The following is a 19,030-nucleotide window of genomic DNA, read 5'->3' on the forward strand; positions in this document are numbered from 1 at the left end:
CGAGAGCATCGGAACAATTGAAGCCGCGCGTGGCGCGCCCGGCACAAGGCGACTCCGCGACTTCACTTCCGCGGGAAGAGTCCAGGCCTTGAGCAACGATCGGGGCCGATGTCGCTTGTGAGCGCCCTCCTCGCATCATTGCCCACTATGGCCGCCGATGGAAAATAGAAGCGTCGAATTGCGACATCGGCATAGAGTTCGTGCTCGTCACGACAGAGGCTGCCACGGCAACGGCTGCGCTCTCCGATAACGATCGCCTCATTCTTCAGGGCGCCACGGGTGCCACGCTGAGCGACATCGCTTATGCACTGCAGCGAGACACCGGAGCGTTTGAATACGAACGAACGGACGCGCATGGACCAACACTGACGCCGCCGGCTACCAGATGGCGGTTCCGCAACGGGCAAGACAACTGCAGACGGAAACGTATTGGGACCGCAACGGCAGCACGCGCACGAACCGATTTACATGCGAAGGCTTTGCGTTACGGTTGCTTGTGCAGTTCGCCGCCCTGCGCGGGTTGCCGATCAAATTGACGACCGGTGTACGCAGCTATCGAAACGTGGACATCGACGGTGAGTCGGAACACTCACGATACGATTCGACGATGTACGGTTTCGCCGAGATGGTGTCGTTGACTTTCGATGCACCGGACACACAACGCACCGATTCGAACACCGTATGCCTTTCGACGACCAGGCCGCTCCTCCCAGAGGACATGCTGGTACAGGCCAATGATCGCGCCGGCATCGGGCATCATGTTCAATTGGTCACGGGCACATCGCCTGCATCCATTTCGATCTTGCAGGGGAATTCCAGTGGTGTGATCGTGCGTCCGTTCACGACAATCATGAGGATATTCGGCCGCAATCGTGCAAATCCGCAAAGCGCCAGTTATGCGGGCATGGGCGTTGAATCGGGTACTACACACCCGGTGAGGAAGGGTGGGACTTCGAGAACGAGACGACCGGTGCCGAAGTGAAAGACTTTCTGAAGCAATTCCAGCTGTATCGCTGGAATTTCGCCGCATTCGATCAGTAATGCCGGGGCAAACATGCGTGCGTTCTTTTCGGCAATCGCGGATAGCGACCTGTTCGGCGCACTCGCGACGGTTTGTCTGGCCGTCGCAGTGACCGGGTTGTTCTCCACCGTCAGCCGCTCGAGATTTTATTTCCCGGCCGTCTTCGCGTGCGTTCTGTTCATGCCCATCATGCACGCGATCGGTTCGTACTTCTTGTCACTGCCGAATCCGTGATTGCCTCCACCGTCTATCACGAAGTGCGCGGGCCCGGCATCTGTTCCAGCCAATCCGCTACCCCATGAATCGCGGCAATCGACGGTATCCGGATCGCACGATGGATCCGGACGCGCCTTCGATGCCCTGATTCCGCTTACCTCACGCGATCCGCTCTTCCGATGCCGGATCGAACAGCACTGCCTTCGACACGTCGAACAGCAGCGACTGCGTCTGCCCCGGCTGCGGATTCGCGGCCGGATGCACGCGGCTCACGATCCGCTTGCCGTTCACCTGCGCGAACACGTGCGTGTCCGGCCCGGTCGGCTCGGTCACGTCGACGCGCACGTCGATCGGCTGCAGGTTCGACGCCTCGCCGTTGTGTGCGTTGCGCGCATCGGTGATGCGCTCCGGACGCAGGCCGAGAATCACCTCGCGACCGACGTGCGACTTCAGCTTCGCCGCGTCGAACGGCAGGTTCAGCGCGCTGCGTGCGAGCCCCGTGTCGATCTCCAGTGCGATCCCGCTGCCCTGCTCCACCAGCTTGCCGTTGATGAAGTTCATCGGCGGCGCGCCGATGAAGCCCGCGACGAACAGGTTCGACGGCGAATCGTAGATCTCCTGCGGCGCGCCGAACTGCTGGACGACGCCGTCCTTCATCACCGCGATGCGATCGCCGAGCGTCATCGCCTCGATCTGGTCGTGCGTCACGTAGACGATCGTCGTGCCGAGGCGCTGGTGCAGCAGCTTGATTTCCGCGCGCATCTCGATACGCAGCTTCGCATCGAGGTTGGACAGCGGCTCGTCGAACAGGAACAGCGACGGATCGCGCGCGAGCGCACGGCCCATCGCGACGCGCTGGCGCTGGCCGCCCGACAGCTGGCCGGGCTTGCGGTCGAGCAGATGCTGGATCTGCAGCATCGACGACACGCGGTCGACGATCTGCTGCTGTTCGCTCTTCGGCACCTTGCGGATGTTCAGGCCGAACGAGATGTTCTCGCGCACCGTCATCGACGGATACAGCGCGTACGACTGGAACACCATCGCGATGTCGCGATCCTTCGGCGACAGGTCGTTGACGACCTTGCCATCGATGCAGATCTCGCCGCTCGTGACGGTCTCGAGCCCGGCGATCATGTTGAGCAGCGTCGACTTCCCGCAGCCCGACCCGCCGACCAGGATCAGGAACTGTCCGTCCTCGATCTCGATGTCGACACCCTTCAGGACCGGCACCCCGTTCGGGTAGGTCTTGTACACGTCACGGATGGAAAGGCTTGCCATGCTGTGAATCCTCTGTCTCGTCTCGCGCGGCGCACGCTGGCACCGCGTCGGGTTCGTTTCGATGCGCCGCGCGTGGTGCGCGGCCGGTTCGTCGTATCGGATGAAGCCGCGCTTACCCCTTCACCGCGCCCGCCGTCAGGCCGCGCACGAAATAGCGGCCGGCGACTACGTAGACCAGCAGCGTCGGCAGCGCGGCGATGATCGCGCCGGCCATGTCGACGTTGTATTCCTTCACGCCGGTCGACGTGTTGACGAGGTTGTTCAGCGCGACCGTGATCGGCATCGAATCGACGCCGGAGAACACGATCCCGAACAGGAAGTCGTTCCAGATCTGCGTGAATTGCCAGATCAGGCACACCATGAAGATCGGCAGCGACACCGGCAGCAGGATCTTCGTGAAGATCGTGAAGAAGCCCGCGCCGTCGATGCGCGCGGCCTTCACGAGTTCGGCCGGCACGCTCACGTAGAAGTTGCGGAAGAACATCGTCGTGAACGCGATGCCGTACACGACGTGCACGAACACGAGACCCGGAATCGTGTTGGCGAGGCCGAGCATCCCCTGCAGGCGCGCCATCGGCAGCAGGATCACCTGGAACGGAATGAAGCAGCCGACCAGCATCATCGTGAACAGCGCATCCGCGCCGCGAAAGCGCCAGTGCGTGAGCACGTAGCCGTTGAACGCGCCGATCAGCGACGAGATCAGCACGGCCGGAATCACCATCTGCAGCGAGTTCAGGAAGAACGGCTTCATCCCGTCGCAGCGCACGCCGGTGCACGCGCCGCTCCACGCCTTGATCCACGGATCGAAGGTCCAGTGCGTCGGCGGCGTCAACAGGTTGCCGGTGCGCAGCTGGTCGAGATCCTTGAACGACGTCGACAGCATCACGTAGATCGGGAACAGGAAATACAGCGCGAACAGGATCAACGCCGCATAGATCACTGCCCGGCTGATCGTCATCTTAGGCTGCATTGCGGGTGCTCCTCGATTCCATATACATCAGCGGCACCAGCACCGCGACCACGGTCGCGAGCATCATCACCGACGACGCGGCACCCAGCCCGAGCTGGCCGCGGTTGAACGAAAACGTGTACATGAACATGGCCGGCAGCGACGACGACGTGCCGGGGCCGCCCGCCGTCAGCGCGACGACGAGGTCGAAGGTCTTGATCGTGATGTGGCAGAGGATCAGCAGCACCGAGAAGAATACCGGGCGCATGCTCGGAATCACGATCTTGCGGTAGATGGTCGGCAGCGTCGCGCCGTCCACCTGCGCAGCCTTGAAGATCTCGCCGTCGACCCCGCGCAGCCCCGCGAGGAACAGCGCCATCACGAAGCCGGTGGACTGCCACACGGCGGCGATCACGATACAGAAGATCGCCTTGTCCGGATCGTCGAGCCAGCCGAACGAGAAGCTCGTCCAGCCCCAGTCGTGCATCACCTTCTCGAGCCCGAGGCCCGGGTTCAGGATCCACTGCCACGCGGTGCCGGTCACGATAAACGACAGCGCCATCGGGTACAGGAAGATCGCGCGCAGCGCGCCTTCGGTGCGGATCTTCTGGTCGAGCAGGATCGCGAGGAACAGTCCGAGCGCGACGCAGATCACGATGAACGGAATCCCGAACCAGCCGAGGTTCGCGGCGGAGGTCCACCACACGTCGTTCTGGAACAGGTCCGCGTAACGGCCGAAGCCGTCGAATTCGTAGTTCGGCAACAGCCGCGAGTTGGTCAGCGACAGATAGCCGGTAATCAGGATGAAGCCGTAGATGAACACCACGGCGATCGCGATGCTCGGCGCGAGCACGAGCTTCGGAATCCAGCGATCGGCGAAGGCCGACATCGGCGACGTGCGCCGTGCGACGGCAGCGCCGGATCCGTTTCCGCTAAGAGGGGCAGCCACTTGATTCGACTCCTGGAACGAGGGCGACGCAGGCCGGGCCGGCGCCGGTACGGCGCGGGCCCGCGCGCGAGCCCGTTTGCTGCACATGCAAAACGCCCGGCCGATCGTGCGTGCCCGGCCGGGCGCCTGTCGCGCTTTACTTCACCTTCGCGGCTTTCGCGAGCGCGGCGACCGCGCTCTTCGAATCCTGCTGCGAGTTCATGAACTTCGTCACGACGTCGGTGATCGCGCCGGCCGTCGCGTCGTTCTGCGCCATCCCGTGCGCGAGCGACGGCACGTAGCCGCCCGACTTGATCGCGACCTGCTCGTCGGCGTACGACTTCTTCGCACAGTCGTCGAACTTGTCCATCTTCACGCCGAGGCGCACCGGGATCGAGCCCTTCAGCAGGCTGAACTGCTCCTGGAAGTCCGGCGTCATGATCGTCTTCGCGAGTGCGAGCTGGCCCGGCGTCGCGGCCTTCTGGCCCTTCTGCTGGAAGAACACGAACGAGTCGACGTTGAACGTGTACGAGTTCGCGGTGCCCGGCACCGGCGCGCAGATGTAGTCCTTGCCCGACTTCTTGCCGGCGTTCTCGAACTCGCCCTTCGCCCAGTCGCCCATGAACTGCATGCCGGCCTTGCCGTTGATCACCATCGCGGTCGCGAGGTTCCAGTCGCGGCCGTTACGACCGGCGTCGAAGTAGCCCTGGATCTTGCGCACGGTGTCGAACACCGACAGCATCTGCGGCGACGTCAGCGTGGCCTGGTCGAGATCGACCAGCGCCTTCTTGTAGAACGCCGGGCCTTGCGACAGCACGACGTCTTCCCACAACGTCAGATCCTGCCACGGCTGGCCGCCCATCGCGACCGGCTGGATGCCGGCGGCTTTCAGCTTGTCGGCGACCGCGAAGAATTCGGGCCAGGTGGTCGGCACCTTCGCGCCGACCTTGTCGAGCGCGGCCTTGTTGATATAGAGCCAGTTCACGCGGTGCACCGAGAACGGCGCGGCGACGTAGTGGCCCTTGTACTGCATGATCCTGTCGATTTCCGGCGGCAGGTTCTTCTTCCAGTCGCCGGCGACGGAATCGATGTTGACGAGCACACCCTGGTCGGCCCACTCCTGGATCAGCGGACCCTTGATCTGTGCAGCCGACGGTGCGTCGCCGCTGATCACCTTGGTCTTCAGTGCGGTCATGGCCGCCGCGCCCGCGCCGCCTGCGACCGCGAAGTCCTTCCACACGTAGCCCTGCTTCTGGATGTCGTCCTTCAGCACGCCGACGGCTTTCGACTCGCCGCCCGAGGTCCACCAGTGCAGCACCGTGACGTTCTCGGCTGCCTGCGCCGCCATGGCGCCAGCCATCAGACCTGCGGCGCAGAGCGCGCCCATGATCGAGCGAACTTTCATTACTTGTCTCCTCCAGACTGAATCAACTCGTGAAGTTCCCTGAACGGGAACCGGCTTCTTGATAAACGACGGGGAAATCGAGCCGCGGGACGCATGCAGCGTACGGGGCCGATGACCGGCCGGGCTCTTACAGAAAGCGTGAATCGAAATTCAACGGCGTGTCTCCTCTTTGTGTTTCTGGCCCGCCGCGATGCCGCGGCGCGAGCCCGGGGTCGACGGCGCGCGGACGATGCGCTCCGTCAATGTCCGATAACATTCGGCACAAGGCGTTTCCGAAGGCGAAGCTCGCGCAGTTCATCGACCGCACCTCTTTTTTTCTTCACCCAGGTGCTACCCCTTGCGGCGGATTGTAGTTAAACTACAATTCAGTGTCAAAAAAATTTTTATCGCACTACGGATCGCTTCCCTGCACCCCAACCGGCGGAGACACATGCATACCGATTCCAGCTTTACCTTCGTACTTTTCGGCGGCACCGGCGACCTGTCGATGCGCAAGATCCTGCCCGCGCTGTTCGAAGCGCATCGAGGCAACATGCTCGCGGAAAGCGGCCGGATCGTTGCCGTCGCACGGCACGAATCGGATCGGGCCGGCTATCTCGAATGGGTCGACACGCATGTGAAGCCGCACGCGGCGAAGGCGGCCGGCAACGCATTCGACGAAAGCGCGTGGAAATCCTTCCTCGAGCGCATCGAATACGTGAAGCTCGACCTCGGCCGCGCGGAAGACTACGTCGTGCTGCGCGATGCGGTCGCGCAGTTGCCCGGCATCCGCGTGTTCTATCTCGCGACGGGGCCGTCGCTGTTCGTGCCGATCTGCAAGGCGCTCGCGTCGGTCGGCCTGAACGAAGGCGCGCGCATCGTGCTCGAGAAGCCGCTCGGCTACGACCTGAAGTCGTCGAATGCGATCAACGACGCGGTCGGCGAGATCTTCGCGGAAGGCCAGATCTACCGGATCGACCACTACCTCGGGAAAGAGCCGGTACAGAACCTGCTCGCGCTGCGCTTCGGCAACGCGCTGTTCGAGCCGCTCTGGCGCCGCGAATGGGTCGAGAGCATCCAGATCACCATCGCGGAAGAGCTCGGCGTCGAGGCGCGCGGCGATTTCTACGACAATACGGGCGCGCTGCGCGACATGGTGCAAAACCACCTGCTGCAGTTGCTGTCGATCGTCGCGATGGAGCCGCCGCACTCGATGGATTCCGACTCGGTGCGTGACGAGAAGCTGCGCGTGCTGCGGGCGCTCAAGCCCGTCGATCCGCGCGACATCGGCAAGGTCGCGGTGCGCGGCCAGTATCATGCGGGCGTGATCAAGGGCGCACAGGTGCCGGCCTATGCAACCGAGCCGGGCGTGAAACCCGACAGCCAGACCGAAACCTTCGTCGCGCTGAAGGTCGAGATCGAAAACTGGCGCTGGGCGGGCGTGCCGTTCTTCCTGCGCACCGGCAAGCGTCTGGCCGACCGCGTCGCGGAGATCGTCGTCAACTTCCGCCCGGTGCCGCACTCGGCGCTGGGGCCGACCGCGCTGCGCGCCGGCTCGAACCGCCTCGTGATCCGGCTGCAGCCGAACGAGACGATTCGCCTGTACTGCCTCGCGAAGCAGCCCGGCGAAGGGATGAACCTCGCGAGCGTGCACCTCGACCTCGCGTTCGACCGGTTCTTCAAGGAAGGACAGATGGAGGCGTACCAGCGCCTGCTGCTCGACGTGATCAACGGCCGTCTTGCGTTGTTCGTGCGTCGCGACGAACAGGAAGCCGCATGGCGCTGGGTCGAGCCGATCCTGAACGAATGGGCGCGCTCGCTGAAGCCGCCGAAGCCGTACGCGGCAGGCACGTGGGGGCCGGCCGCGGCGAGCGCGATGCTCGCGCAGCACGACACCTGCTGGCTCGAAGAAGAAAACTGACGTAAACCGTTGCCGCGTGCGCGAACGCGCGCTGCAACGCGCCCCACGATTCGCACGAATTGAACAGACAAAGCAGTCCGGAGGAGATGTGATCGAGATCCACGCTTTCGACACCCAGGAAGCGCAAAGCGAAGCGCTCGCGCACGCCGTCGGCGATGCGCTGCGCGCCGCGCTCGCCGGCCCCGCGCGCCCCACGCTCGCGGTGTCCGGCGGTACGAGCCCGCGCCCGTTCCTGCAAACGCTGTCGCACGCGGCACTCGACTGGGCCGGTGTCGATGTCACGCTGGTCGACGACCGCTGGGTACCGGAGGACGACGCGGCCAGCAATGCGCACCTCGTGCGCGACACGCTGCTGCAGCACGCCGCGGCCCGTGCCCGCTTCCTGCCGCTCGTCGACACGCGCGTGTCGCTCGACGCGCACGTCGCCGCGCTCAACGCGAATGCCGACTATCGCGTGCCGAACGTCGCGGTGCTCGGCATGGGTGAAGACGGCCATACCGCGTCGATCTTCGCGGACGCGCCCGAATGGGACCACGCGATCGCCACGCCCGAACGCTTCGTCGCCGTGCATCCCGGCGCTGCGCCGCATGCGCGCGTGAGCTTTTCGCTCGATGCGCTGAAGCGCGTCGACCGGCTCTTCCTGCTGATCGCGGGCAGCCGCAAACGCGACGTGCTCGACGCCGCGGCCGCGTCGCTGCAAAAGAATGCGATTTCCCAACTGGCCAACGACAAGGGGACCAAGCTCGATGTCTACTGGTGCGCAAAGTAAGGCCGTCGTCGCGGGCCAGCATGCCGACGGCCCGCGCCTGCTCGCGGACGTCGGCGGCACCAACGCGCGCTTCGCGCTGGAAACCGCTCCGGGCGAGATCACGCAGATCCGCGTTTATCCCGGCGCCGACTACCCAACGCTCACCGACGCGATCCGCAAATATCTGAAGGACGTGAAGATCAGCCGCGTGAATCACGCGGCGATCGCGATCGCCAACCCGGTCGACGGCGACCAGGTCACGATGACCAATCACGACTGGAGCTTCTCGATCGAGGCGACGCGCCGCGCGCTCGGCTTCGACACGCTGCTCGTCGTCAACGACTTCACCGCGCTCGCGATGGCACTGCCCGGCCTCACCGATGCACAGCGCGTGCAGATCGGCGGCGGCGCGCGCCGCCAGAACAGCGTGATCGGGCTGCTTGGGCCCGGCACCGGACTCGGCGTATCGGGGCTGATTCCGGCCGACGACCGCTGGATCGCGCTCGGCAGCGAAGGCGGCCACGCGTCGTTCGCGCCGCAGGACGAGCGCGAGGATCTCGTGCTGCAGTACGCGCGCAAGAAGTTTCCGCACGTGTCGTTCGAGCGTGTGTGCGCCGGCCCCGGCATGGAGATCATCTATCGCGCGCTCGCCGCGCGCGACAAGAAGCGCGTCGCCGCGACCGTCGACACGGTCGAGATCGTCGAGCGCGCGCATACCGGCGACGCGCTCGCGCTCGAGACGGTCGAATGCTTCTGCGGGATCCTCGGCTCGTTCGCGGGCAGCGTCGCGCTCACGCTCGGCGCGCTCGGCGGCGTCTATATCGGTGGCGGCGTCGCACTGAAGCTCGGCGAACTGTTCACGCGCTCGTCGTTCCGCGAGCGCTTCGAGGCGAAGGGCCGCTTCACGCACTATCTCGAGAACATTCCGACCTACCTGATCACCGCCGAATATCCGGCGTTCCTCGGCGTGTCGGCGATTCTCGCCGAGCAGTTGTCGAACCGTTCGGGCGGTGCATCGTCGGCCGTGTTCGAGCGGATCCGGCAGATGCGCGACGCGCTGACGCCGGCCGAGCGCCGCGTCGCCGATCTCGCGCTGAACCATCCGCGCTCGATCATCAACGATCCGATCGTCGACATCGCGCGCAAGGCGGACGTGAGCCAGCCGACGGTGATCCGCTTCTGCCGCTCACTCGGCTGCCAGGGGCTGTCGGACTTCAAGCTGAAGCTCGCGACCGGCCTCACGGGCACGATCCCGATGAGCCACAGCCAGGTGCATCTCGGCGATACGGCCACCGACTTCGGCGCGAAAGTGCTCGACAACACGGTGTCCGCGATCCTGCAACTGCGCGAGCACCTGAATTTCGAGCACGTCGAGAACGCGATCGAGATCCTGAACAGTGCGCGCCGCATCGAGTTCTACGGGCTCGGCAACTCGAACATCGTCGCGCAGGACGCGCACTACAAGTTCTTCCGGTTCGGGATTCCGACGATCGCGTACGGCGACCTGTACATGCAGGCCGCGTCGGCCGCGCTGCTCGGCAAGGGCGACGTGATCGTTGCGGTGTCGAAGTCGGGACGCGCGCCCGAGCTGCTGCGCGTGCTCGACGTCGCGATGCAGGCCGGCGCGAAGGTGATCGCGATCACGTCGAGCAACACGCCGCTCGCGAAGCGCGCGACCGTCGCGCTCGAAACCGACCACATCGAGATGCGCGAATCGCAGTTGTCGATGATCTCGCGGATCCTGCATCTGCTGATGATCGACATCCTCGCGGTGGGCGTCGCGATCCGCCGCGCGTCGACGAACGGCGAACTGCCCGAGGCCGTCGCGCAGGCGCGGGCGCGGGCGAGCGACGACGAAACGGCCGACGTGCTCGACTGGTTGAGCCACGGCGCGTCGCCGGGGGCGAAGGACGTCGCACGGGACTGATGCTTCGGCGGAACGCCGTCGCTACACGACACCCCGAACGCTGGATTCAGGCCCGGCGTTCGGGGTGTTTCGCATGAACAGCACTGCCGCAAACCATAGCGGCTCGGCAATCATCGACGAGCCTTCTGCCGATGGCTGCGCGTGACGCCATACGTTCGGACACACGTCCATTTTCGAACAAGTGACCTGCCCCCTTCAATAGGGCCAATGGGCTTCTAGCAAAGTCCCTTTAAACCAGCTCCTGGAAAGCGGCAGGAGCATCCGCGGTTGCCCGATCCAAGTGATGCGGACGTGAATCAAGCCCCGGCCGGCACCGGCCGCCCATGCCAGCGCAGCACCAGATAGCGGCCAACGCAGCACAGCATGCCGGCGATACCGATCGTCACGCCCATCGCGAACGGCGTGCCGTCGGCCAGTGCGCCGATCGCGCCGCTCGCGAGCGCGCCGAGCGCGAGCTGCATCGCGCCGAACACGGCCGCCGACGCGCCCGCGTTGTGCGGATAGCGGTGCATCAGGTCGGTCGTGCAGTTCGCGGACAGGATCCCGACCACGCCGACCACGAAGAACAGGCACACGACGATCGACCACAGCCCGCCCCACCCCGTCAGCGCGACGAGTGCGACCGCGAGCGACGCGATGCAGCTCACGAGCGACGCGGCCGCGATGATGCGCAGCGAACCGATGCGGCCGACGAGCCGCGTGTTCGCGAAGTTGCCGATCATGATCCCGACGACGTTCAGGCCGAACAGCAGCCCGTAGTGCTGCGGCGACACGTGGAAATACTCGATATATACGAACGGCGTCGCGGTGATGTACGAGAACATCGATGCGAACGCCATCCCGCCGCACAGCATGTGCCCCCATGCGACCGGGTCGGACAGGATGCGCCCGTACGATGCGAACGACGCGAGCACGGCCGCGCTCTTGCGGCGCTCCTTCGGCCAGGTTTCGGGCACGCGCAGGTACGCGGTCGCCGCGCACAGTGCGCCGAATGCGGCCAGCACGACGAACACGCCGCGCCAGCCGGCAAAGCGCAGGATCTGGCCGCCTATCAGCGGCGCGAGCAATGGCCCGACCGCGGTGACGATCGCGACCATCGACAGCACCTTTGCCGCATCGGTCGGCTCGTGCGCGTCGCGCGCGATCGCGCGGGCGAGCACCGACGCGGCGCCCGCGCCGAGCGCCTGCAGGAAGCGCACGAAGATCAACATGTCGATCGAGCCCGACACGAAGCAGCCGATGCTCGCGAGCGTAAACAGCGCGATCCCGCCGAGCAGCACGGGTCGGCGGCCCCAGGTGTCGGACAGCGGGCCGTACAGCAGCATGCCGACCGAGAAGCCGGCCATGAAGCTCGTCAGCGTGCGCTGCGCGGCGCCGGCACTGACGGAAAAGCCGTCGGCGATCGACGGCAGGCTTGGCAGGTACATGTCGGTGGCAATCGGCCCGCAGGCCGCGAGCGCGCCGAGCAACAGGATCAGCCGGGCATCGGGCCGGCGCCGGACGACGTGAGACATGGGTATCCGGAATGGAGCCCGCGCGCATCGGGGCGCGCGTGGCGGTGAAGACGGGAGGCCGCGCCGCGGGCGGCGTGTACCGGTCCATGATTGTACGCGCAACTTTTTTGCCTGCCTCGGCCACGTGCGGCGGCGAGCCGGAAATCTCCCACGCGCTTCGTGCGTCGTACGAGCGCACGGGCGGATTCGATTAAGCTTGCCGCAGCCTGCCTTTATTGTCTGACCCATTCGACGTGCGACCGAACCGATGACCGCTTTCCTGCTGATCTGGAGCCCCAAGAAATGGCCGTGGCCCGAACTGCCCGACGTCGCCGCGCGCGTGAAGGCCGGCGCGGCCGTGCACGACGTCTGGGGCTGCGGCTTCGCGCGCGGCATCCTGCCGGGCGACCGCGTGTTCCTGCATCGCGTCGCGAAGGAGCCGAAGGGCGTGTTCGGTTCGGGCTACGTGACGCGCGCCCCCTATGAAGTGCCCGATCCGGCGACCAAGCGCGGCTACCGGCTGTGCATCGACTTCGTCTACGACTGGCTGGTCGACGCCCATCAGGACGTCGTGATCCCGCGCGACGCGCTGCGCGTGCATCCGTACTCGGTGCAGACCTGGGACGCGCAGAGTTCCGGCACGGTGATCAAGCCCATGGTCGAAGGTCCGCTCGAGAAGCGCTGGGCCGAGCTGACCGGCAAGCGCAAGCCGCCACGATAAACGGGCCGGATCGATACGCTGGCCCGTTTCCCCACGCGCCGAAAGGCCGCAGACCCCGCCGAGGGCCCGCCGCGCGCGTCTCCGGTACAATCGGACGATCGTTCCGCCCAGGCGCCGCGGCCCGAGCACAGGCCCCCGCGCCCTTCTCTCGCAGGTTTCGCTCATGTCCAACAATCAGATCCTCTTCGAACGCGCCCAGAAGACCATTCCGGGCGGCGTCAACTCGCCGGTGCGCGCCTTCCGTTCAGTCGGCGGCACGCCGCGCTTCGTGTCGCGCGCGCAAGGCCCGTACTTCTGGGATGCCGACGGCAAGCAGTACATCGACTACATCGGCTCGTGGGGCCCGATGATCGTCGGCCACGTCCATCCGGAAGTGCTGTCGGCCGTGCAGAACGTGCTCGCCGACGGCTTCTCGTTCGGCGCGCCAACCGAGGCCGAGATCGAGATCGCCGAGGAAATCTGCAAGCTCGTGCCGTCGATCGAACAGGTGCGGATGGTGTCGAGCGGCACCGAAGCCACGATGAGCGCGCTGCGTCTCGCGCGCGGCTTCACCGGCCGCAGCCGCATCGTGAAGTTCGAGGGCTGCTACCACGGCCATGCGGACAGCCTGCTGGTGAAGGCCGGCTCGGGCCTGCTGACGTTCGGCAACCCGACGTCGGCCGGCGTGCCCGCCGACATCGCGAAGCACACGACCGTCCTCGAATACAACAACGTCGCCGCGCTGGAAGAAGCGTTCGGTGCGTTCGGCGACGAGATCGCCGCGGTGATCGTCGAACCGGTCGCCGGCAACATGAACCTCGTGCGCGGCACGCCGGAATTCCTGAACGCGCTGCGCGCGCTGTGCACGAAGCACGGCGCGGTGCTGATCTTCGACGAAGTGATGTGCGGCTTCCGCGTCGCGCTCGGCGGCGCGCAGGCGTACTACGGGATCACGGCCGACCTCACCTGCCTCGGCAAGGTCATCGGCGGCGGGATGCCGGCTGCCGCGTTCGGCGGTCGCCGCGACATCATGGCCCACCTCGCGCCGCTCGGCGGCGTGTACCAGGCCGGCACGCTGTCGGGCAACCCGATCGCGGTCGCCGCGGGCCTGAAGACGCTGCAACTGATCCAGGCACCGGGTTTCTACGAGGCGCTCACCGCGCAGACGAAGCGCCTCGCCGACGGCCTCGCGGCCGAAGCGCGCGCGGCCGGCGTGCCGTTCGCGGCCGACTCGATCGGCGCGATGTTCGGCCTGTACTTCGCCGAGCGCGTGCCGACCAGCTTCGCGGAAGTCACGAAGAGCGACATCGAGCGCTTCAACCGCTTCTTCCACCTGATGCTCGACGAAGGCGTGTACTTCGCGCCGTCCGCGTACGAGGCCGGCTTCGTGTCGAGCACGCACGACGACGCGGTGATCGACGCGACGCTCGCGGCCGCACGCCGCGCGTTCGCGGCGCTGGCCGCCTGACCCGGGTCCGCGCACATGTTCTCGGATATCGACTTCGCCCACATGCAGCGCGCGCTCGCACTCGCGGCGCGCGGCATGTACACGACGGCGCCGAACCCGCGCGTCGGCTGCGTAATCGTCAGGGACGGTGACGTTATCGGCGAAGGCTTCACGCAGCCGGCCGGCCAGGACCACGCGGAAGTGCAGGCGCTGAAGGATGCACGCTCGCGCGGCCACGACGTCGCGGGCTCGACCGTCTACGTGACACTCGAGCCGTGCAGCCACTTCGGCCGCACGCCGCCCTGCGCGAACGCGCTGATCGAAGCGCGCGTCGCGAAGGTCGTCGCGGCGATGGAAGACCCGAACCCGCAGGTGTCGGGGCGCGGCCTCGGCATGCTGCGCGATGCGGGCATCGACGTGCGCTGCGGGCTGCTTGCGAGCGAAGCGGGCGAACTGAACATCGGTTTCGTATCGCGGATGACGCGCGGCCGGCCGTGGGTACGGATGAAGACGGCCGCGTCGCTCGACGCCCGCACCGCGCTACCGTCCGGCGAAAGCCAGTGGATCACCGGCGAGGCCGCGCGCCTCGACGGTCATGCGTGGCGCGCACGCGCATGCGCGATCCTCACCGGCATCGGCACCGTGCGCGAGGACAACCCGCTCCTGACCGTGCGCGGCATCGACACGCCGCGCCAGCCGCAACGCGTGCTGGTCGACAGCCGCCTCGACCTGCCGCTCGATGCACGCCTGCTCGAAGGCGCGCCGCTGCTGATTTTCTGCGGCCGGCTCGATGCGGCCGGCGAAGTCCGCGCGAACGTGCTGAAGTCGCGCGGCGCGGAAATCGTGCCGCTGGCGAACGCGCACGGCAAGGTCGACCTGCCCGCGATGCTGGCGGCGCTCGGCGCGCGCGGCGTCAACGAGCTGCACGTCGAGGCAGGCCACAAGCTGAACGGCTCGCTGCTGCGCGAACAGTGCGTCGACGAGTTGCTCGTCTATCTCGCGCCGAGCCTGCTCGGCAGCGACGCGGCCGGCATGTTCGACCTCGCCGCGCCGGCGAGCCTCGATACCCGTATGCGACTCGCGTTCCACAGCGTCGAGCGGATCGGTGACGATCTGCGGATCCTGGCGCGTATCGCGCCGCCCCCCGCCACTCACTAAACGGGATCGCCACGATGTTTACGGGAATTGTCGCGGCCGTCGGCCGCATCGAGTCGATCAACCCGCTGGGCGCGTCGCCCGACGCGGGCGTGCGCCTGACCGTGCAGGCCGGTGGCCTCGACCTCGCCGATGTCGCGCTCGGCGACAGCATCGCGATCCAGGGCGCGTGCATGACCGTGATCGAAAAGACCGAAACCGGCTTCGACGTCGACGTGTCGCGCGAAAGCCTGAACCGCACGGTCGGCCTCGCGCAACCGGGCGACGTGAACCTCGAGAAGGCGCTGCGCGCGCACGACCGGCTCGGCGGGCACATCGTGTCGGGCCACGTCGACGGGCTCGGCACCGTGACGCGCTTCGCGCCGGTCGGCGAATCGCACGAGTTGCGGATCGTCGCGCCGCGCGAGCTCGGCCGCTATCTCGCGTACAAGGGTTCGATCACGGTCAATGGCGTGAGCCTGACCGTCAACACGGTCGACGACCGCGCGGACGGCTGCGAATTCTCGATCAACCTGATTCCGCATACGGTCGAAGTCACGACGCTGCGGCACGTGAAGACCGGCGACAAGGTCAATCTCGAGGTCGACATAATTGCGCGGTATGTGGAGCGGATGATGTCGGCGTCGCAGGGTGTGCACCAGGATTAACCGACCGGTTCCCGCCGGCAAGCAGAGCGGCGGCGGGCGGTTCGGCCCGACGTTGCCCGGAACGCGAGCGGAAGCCGCTGTGCTCTGAGCACGTTGGGCTATTCGCCGGCCGTCTGCGTCGGGTGTGCCCGGCTATCCTGATTCTCGCCCTCGGCTCCCCAGCCTCGCTCCGCACCGATCGCTCGGCGCCCGTGCCGCCGGCCCGTCCCGACACCTGGCCGAACGGCCAACGACAAGCACGGGCCATCGCGTCGCGCTAAGATGCAACGGCAGCGGTTTCGGCGCCGCGACACACGGCGCGCCGTACACCGGCTGCCCCTCTTCCACAAGGAGTCGTCCCCATGTCCATCTCGATGTACCAGGCTTCGCTGCCGGTCCTGATCCGCGGTCTCACCAACCTGCAGCACATCCTCGGCAAGGCGCAGGCGCATGCGGCCGAAAAGCAGATCGACCCGTCGGTGTTCATCGGTGCGCGCCTCTATCCGGACATGCTGCCGCTCGTCCGTCAGGTCTATATCGCGACCGACACGGCCAAGGGCTGCGCCGCGCGGCTCGCCGGCACCGAGATCCCGAGCTACCCGGATGTCGAGCAGACGTTCGACGAGCTGCACACCCGCATCCAGAAGACGATCGACTATCTGAAAGGTTTCGACGCCGCGCGGATCGACGGCAGCGAAACGCGCCAGATCGTGCTCAAGATGCGCGTCGGCCCGATCGAATTCACCGGCCAGTCGTACCTGCTGAACTTCGTGCTGCCCAACTTCTTCTTCCACGTGACGACCGCGTACGACATCCTGCGTCACAGCGGCGTCGAACTCGGCAAGCTGGACTATCTCGGCGGCCGCAACGAGCACGCGTGACGCACCGCCGCGGCCCGGCGCGGCTTGCCCGCTTGCGCGGGCAAGCTGCGGCAGCACGAACGGCCCCGCGCCGGAGGCCGGTTGCACCGCTTTGCGGCGCACTCGCCGGCCGCGCGCAGCCGGCGCCAGCCGAAACGCGGTCCGGCTGGCGTAAAATACGCACTTTCCTCTTTCTCGCCCCTTTATGACGCTCGCCTCCACGCTCGACATCATCGCGGAGTTGAAAGCCGGCCGGATGGTGATCCTGGTCGACGAAGAAGACCGCGAAAACGAAGGCGATCTCGTGATCGCCGCCGAATTCGTCACGCCGGAAGCGATCAACTTCATGGCCAAGTACGGCCGCGGCCTGATTTGTCTGACGTTGACGCAGGAACGCTGCAAGCAGCTGCACCTGCCGCTGATGACCTATCGCAACGGCACCCAGTACGGCACCGCCTTCACGGTCAGCATCGAAGCGGCCGAAGGCGTGACGACCGGCATCTCGGCCGCCGACCGCGCGCACACGATCGCCACGGCGGTCGCGCACGACGTGCGCCCCGAGCACATCGTGCAGCCGGGCCACGTGTTCCCGATCATGGCGCAGCCGGGCGGCGTGCTCGTGCGCGCCGGCCACACCGAGGCCGGCTGCGACTTCACCGCGCTCGCCGGCCTCACGCCGGCCGCGGTGATCTGCGAGGTCATCAAGGACGACGGCACGATGGCGCGCCTGCCCGACCTGCTCGAGTTCGCGAAGGAGCACGATCTGAAGATCGGCACGATCGCCGACCTGATCCAGTACCGCAGCCGCACCGAATCGATCATCGAGCGAATCGCCGAGCGCACGATGCAGACCGCGCACGGCACGTTCCGCGCGGTGCTGTATCGCGACCAGCCGAGCGGCTCGCCGCATATCGCGCTGGTGCGCGGCACGCCGTCGCCGGACGTCGACACGCCGGTGCGCGTGCACGAGCCGCTGTCGGTGCTCGATCTGCTCGAGACGAGCATCTCGACCCACTCGTGGACGCTCGACGCGGCGATGCGCGACATCGCGCAGCGCGACCTCGGCGTGATCGTGCTGCTCAACTGCGGCGATACGAAGGAACATCTGATCGACGTCTTCAAGGCGTTCGACGAGGAAGAAAAGGCCGCCGCGCTCAAGCGCCGGCCGGTGGATTTCAAGACGTTCGGCATCGGCGCGCAGATCCTGCGCGATGTCGGCGTCGGCAAGATGCAGGTGCTGTCGAATCCGCGCAAGCTGGGCAGCATGTCCGGCTACGGCCTCGAAGTCACGGGCTTCATTCCGATGCCCGGCGGCGAAGCCAAGTCCTGCCCGGCGTCCAACGCGTAACCCGCCACGACGCTTTCGCCCTATAACCGTTCATCCACACCACGGACCAGATCATGGAAATCGGACAATACCAACCGAATCTCGAAGGCGACGGCCTGCGTATCGGCATCGTGCAATCCCGCTTCAACGAACCCGTCTGCAACGGCCTCGCCGATGCATGCGTCGAAGAACTCGAGCGCCTCGGCGTCTCCGGTGAAGACGTGCTGCTCGTGTCGGTGCCCGGCGCGCTGGAAATCCCGCTCGCGCTGCAAAAGCTCGCCGAAAGCGGCCAGTTCGACGCACTGATCGCACTCGGCGCGGTGATCCGCGGCGAGACGTACCACTTCGAACTCGTGTCGAACGAAAGCGGCGCGGGCATCACCCGCATCGGCCTCGACTTCAACCTGCCGATCGCGAACGCGGTCCTGACGACCGAAAACGACGAGCAGGCCGTCGCGCGCATGACCGAAAAGGGTCGTGACGCCGCACGCGTCGCCGTCGAGATGGCCAACCTGACGATGGCCCTCGACCAGCTCGGCGACGACGAGGACGAAGAAGAAGACGAAGACGACGAAGAGGAGCGCGCATGAAGAAGAGCGCCCGCCGACAATCGCGCGAGCTGGCGACGCAGGGGCTGTATCAGTGGCTGCTGTCGAACGCGTCCTCCGGCGAGATCGACGCGCAACTGCGCGGCGCGCTCGGTTACGACAAGGCCGACAAGGAGCTGCTCGACGCGATCCTGCACGGCGTGATTCGCGAGCATGCAACGCTCGTCGAAGCCCTCACGCCGTCGCTCGACCGTCCGGTCGACCAGTTGTCGCCGGTCGAACGCGCCGTGCTGCTGATCGCAACGTTCGAGCTCACGCACCATGTCGAAACGCCGTACCGCGTGATCATCAACGAAGCAGTCGAACTCGCGAAGACGTTCGGCGGCTCCGACGGCTACAAGTACGTCAACGGCGTGCTCGACAAGCTCGCCGCGAAGCTGCGCCCTGCTGAAACGCAGGCACGCCGCAACGGCTGATTCCGTAGCTGGACGGGCGCGCAAGC

17 protein-coding genes are annotated in these 19,030 nt (G+C 66.2%); 12 read left to right on the top strand and 5 right to left on the bottom strand.

The window, feature by feature from the left end; translation table 11 throughout:
• Nucleotides 1–385: 385 nt before the first annotated feature.
• A complete protein-coding gene (locus tag DIE13_RS15455; protein WP_124827991.1) occupies nucleotides 386–982 on the top strand; it encodes a hypothetical protein in 597 nt (198 codons plus the stop codon).
• Between the two features lie 414 nt (nucleotides 983–1,396).
• Here DIE13_RS15455 and DIE13_RS15465 read toward each other — a convergent pair whose 3' ends face one another.
• From DIE13_RS15465 to DIE13_RS15480, 4 genes are all read right to left on the bottom strand, one after another.
• Nucleotides 1,397–2,515 carry an ABC transporter ATP-binding protein gene (locus tag DIE13_RS15465; RefSeq protein WP_124827993.1) on the bottom strand — a complete coding sequence of 373 codons (1,119 nt, stop codon included), beginning with the start codon at nucleotides 2,513–2,515 and terminating at the stop codon, nucleotides 1,397–1,399.
• A gap of 112 nt (nucleotides 2,516–2,627) precedes the next feature.
• Complete coding sequence (locus DIE13_RS15470) at nucleotides 2,628–3,485, bottom strand: carbohydrate ABC transporter permease (RefSeq protein ID WP_096503601.1); 858 nt, start codon at nucleotides 3,483–3,485, stop codon at nucleotides 2,628–2,630.
• Nucleotides 3,475–4,413: a carbohydrate ABC transporter permease gene (locus DIE13_RS15475; protein ID WP_124827994.1), complete on the bottom strand. Its 939-nt coding sequence runs from the start codon at nucleotides 4,411–4,413 to the stop codon at nucleotides 3,475–3,477. The genes DIE13_RS15470 and DIE13_RS15475 overlap by 11 nt, the downstream gene beginning before the upstream one ends.
• 136 nt (nucleotides 4,414–4,549) lie before the next feature.
• Nucleotides 4,550–5,797 (bottom strand): ABC transporter substrate-binding protein, encoded by a 1,248-nt coding sequence (locus DIE13_RS15480; protein ID WP_124827995.1) that lies wholly within the window; start codon nucleotides 5,795–5,797, stop codon nucleotides 4,550–4,552.
• 430 nt (nucleotides 5,798–6,227) lie between these two features.
• Between DIE13_RS15480 and zwf the strand changes: the two genes are divergently transcribed.
• The 3 genes from zwf (at nucleotide 6,228) to DIE13_RS15495 (ending at nucleotide 10,372) form a co-directional block, all read left to right on the top strand.
• Nucleotides 6,228–7,697, top strand: a complete 1,470-nt coding sequence (zwf, locus tag DIE13_RS15485; RefSeq protein WP_124827996.1) for a glucose-6-phosphate dehydrogenase — start codon at nucleotides 6,228–6,230, stop codon at nucleotides 7,695–7,697.
• Between the two features lie 88 nt (nucleotides 7,698–7,785).
• Nucleotides 7,786–8,466, top strand: coding sequence for a 6-phosphogluconolactonase (pgl, locus tag DIE13_RS15490; RefSeq protein ID WP_124827997.1), 681 nt, complete (start codon nucleotides 7,786–7,788; stop codon nucleotides 8,464–8,466).
• Nucleotides 8,444–10,372, top strand: coding sequence for a bifunctional transcriptional regulator/glucokinase (locus tag DIE13_RS15495; protein WP_124827998.1), 1,929 nt, complete (start codon nucleotides 8,444–8,446; stop codon nucleotides 10,370–10,372). Before pgl ends, DIE13_RS15495 begins: the two co-directional genes overlap by 23 nt.
• A 296-nt stretch (nucleotides 10,373–10,668) precedes the next feature.
• Here DIE13_RS15495 and DIE13_RS15500 read toward each other — a convergent pair whose 3' ends face one another.
• Nucleotides 10,669–11,886, bottom strand: coding sequence for a Bcr/CflA family multidrug efflux MFS transporter (locus DIE13_RS15500; protein WP_124827999.1), 1,218 nt, complete (start codon nucleotides 11,884–11,886; stop codon nucleotides 10,669–10,671).
• Between the two features lie 247 nt (nucleotides 11,887–12,133).
• On the opposite strand from DIE13_RS15500, the gene DIE13_RS15510 reads away from it, so the two are divergent.
• The 8 genes from DIE13_RS15510 (at nucleotide 12,134) to nusB (ending at nucleotide 19,004) form a co-directional block, all read left to right on the top strand.
• Nucleotides 12,134–12,586, top strand: a complete 453-nt coding sequence (locus DIE13_RS15510) for a hypothetical protein (RefSeq protein WP_124828000.1) — start codon at nucleotides 12,134–12,136, stop codon at nucleotides 12,584–12,586.
• A gap of 163 nt (nucleotides 12,587–12,749) precedes the next feature.
• Nucleotides 12,750–14,033 carry a glutamate-1-semialdehyde 2,1-aminomutase gene (gene hemL / locus DIE13_RS15515; protein ID WP_124828001.1) on the top strand — a complete coding sequence of 428 codons (1,284 nt, stop codon included), beginning with the start codon at nucleotides 12,750–12,752 and terminating at the stop codon, nucleotides 14,031–14,033.
• Between the two features lie 15 nt (nucleotides 14,034–14,048).
• A complete protein-coding gene (ribD, locus tag DIE13_RS15520; RefSeq protein WP_124828002.1) occupies nucleotides 14,049–15,170 on the top strand; it encodes a bifunctional diaminohydroxyphosphoribosylaminopyrimidine deaminase/5-amino-6-(5-phosphoribosylamino)uracil reductase RibD in 1,122 nt (373 codons plus the stop codon).
• A gap of 14 nt (nucleotides 15,171–15,184) precedes the next feature.
• Nucleotides 15,185–15,814 carry a riboflavin synthase gene (locus tag DIE13_RS15525; protein WP_124828003.1) on the top strand — a complete coding sequence of 210 codons (630 nt, stop codon included), beginning with the start codon at nucleotides 15,185–15,187 and terminating at the stop codon, nucleotides 15,812–15,814.
• A 341-nt stretch (nucleotides 15,815–16,155) separates the two neighbouring features.
• A complete protein-coding gene (locus DIE13_RS15530) occupies nucleotides 16,156–16,674 on the top strand; it encodes a DUF1993 family protein (protein ID WP_124828004.1) in 519 nt (172 codons plus the stop codon).
• Nucleotides 16,675–16,858: 184 nt separating this feature from the next.
• Nucleotides 16,859–18,001 (top strand): bifunctional 3,4-dihydroxy-2-butanone-4-phosphate synthase/GTP cyclohydrolase II, encoded by a 1,143-nt coding sequence (gene ribBA / locus DIE13_RS15535; protein ID WP_014897815.1) that lies wholly within the window; start codon nucleotides 16,859–16,861, stop codon nucleotides 17,999–18,001.
• Between the two features lie 53 nt (nucleotides 18,002–18,054).
• Nucleotides 18,055–18,570: a 6,7-dimethyl-8-ribityllumazine synthase gene (ribH, locus tag DIE13_RS15540; protein ID WP_040143614.1), complete on the top strand. Its 516-nt coding sequence runs from the start codon at nucleotides 18,055–18,057 to the stop codon at nucleotides 18,568–18,570.
• Nucleotides 18,567–19,004, top strand: a complete 438-nt coding sequence (nusB, locus tag DIE13_RS15545; RefSeq protein ID WP_014897817.1) for a transcription antitermination factor NusB — start codon at nucleotides 18,567–18,569, stop codon at nucleotides 19,002–19,004. The genes ribH and nusB overlap by 4 nt, the downstream gene beginning before the upstream one ends.
• Nucleotides 19,005–19,030: the final 26 nt, after the last annotated feature.

The organism is Burkholderia sp. Bp9016 (assembly GCF_003857765.1).
Taxonomy (GTDB): domain Bacteria; phylum Pseudomonadota; class Gammaproteobacteria; order Burkholderiales; family Burkholderiaceae; genus Burkholderia.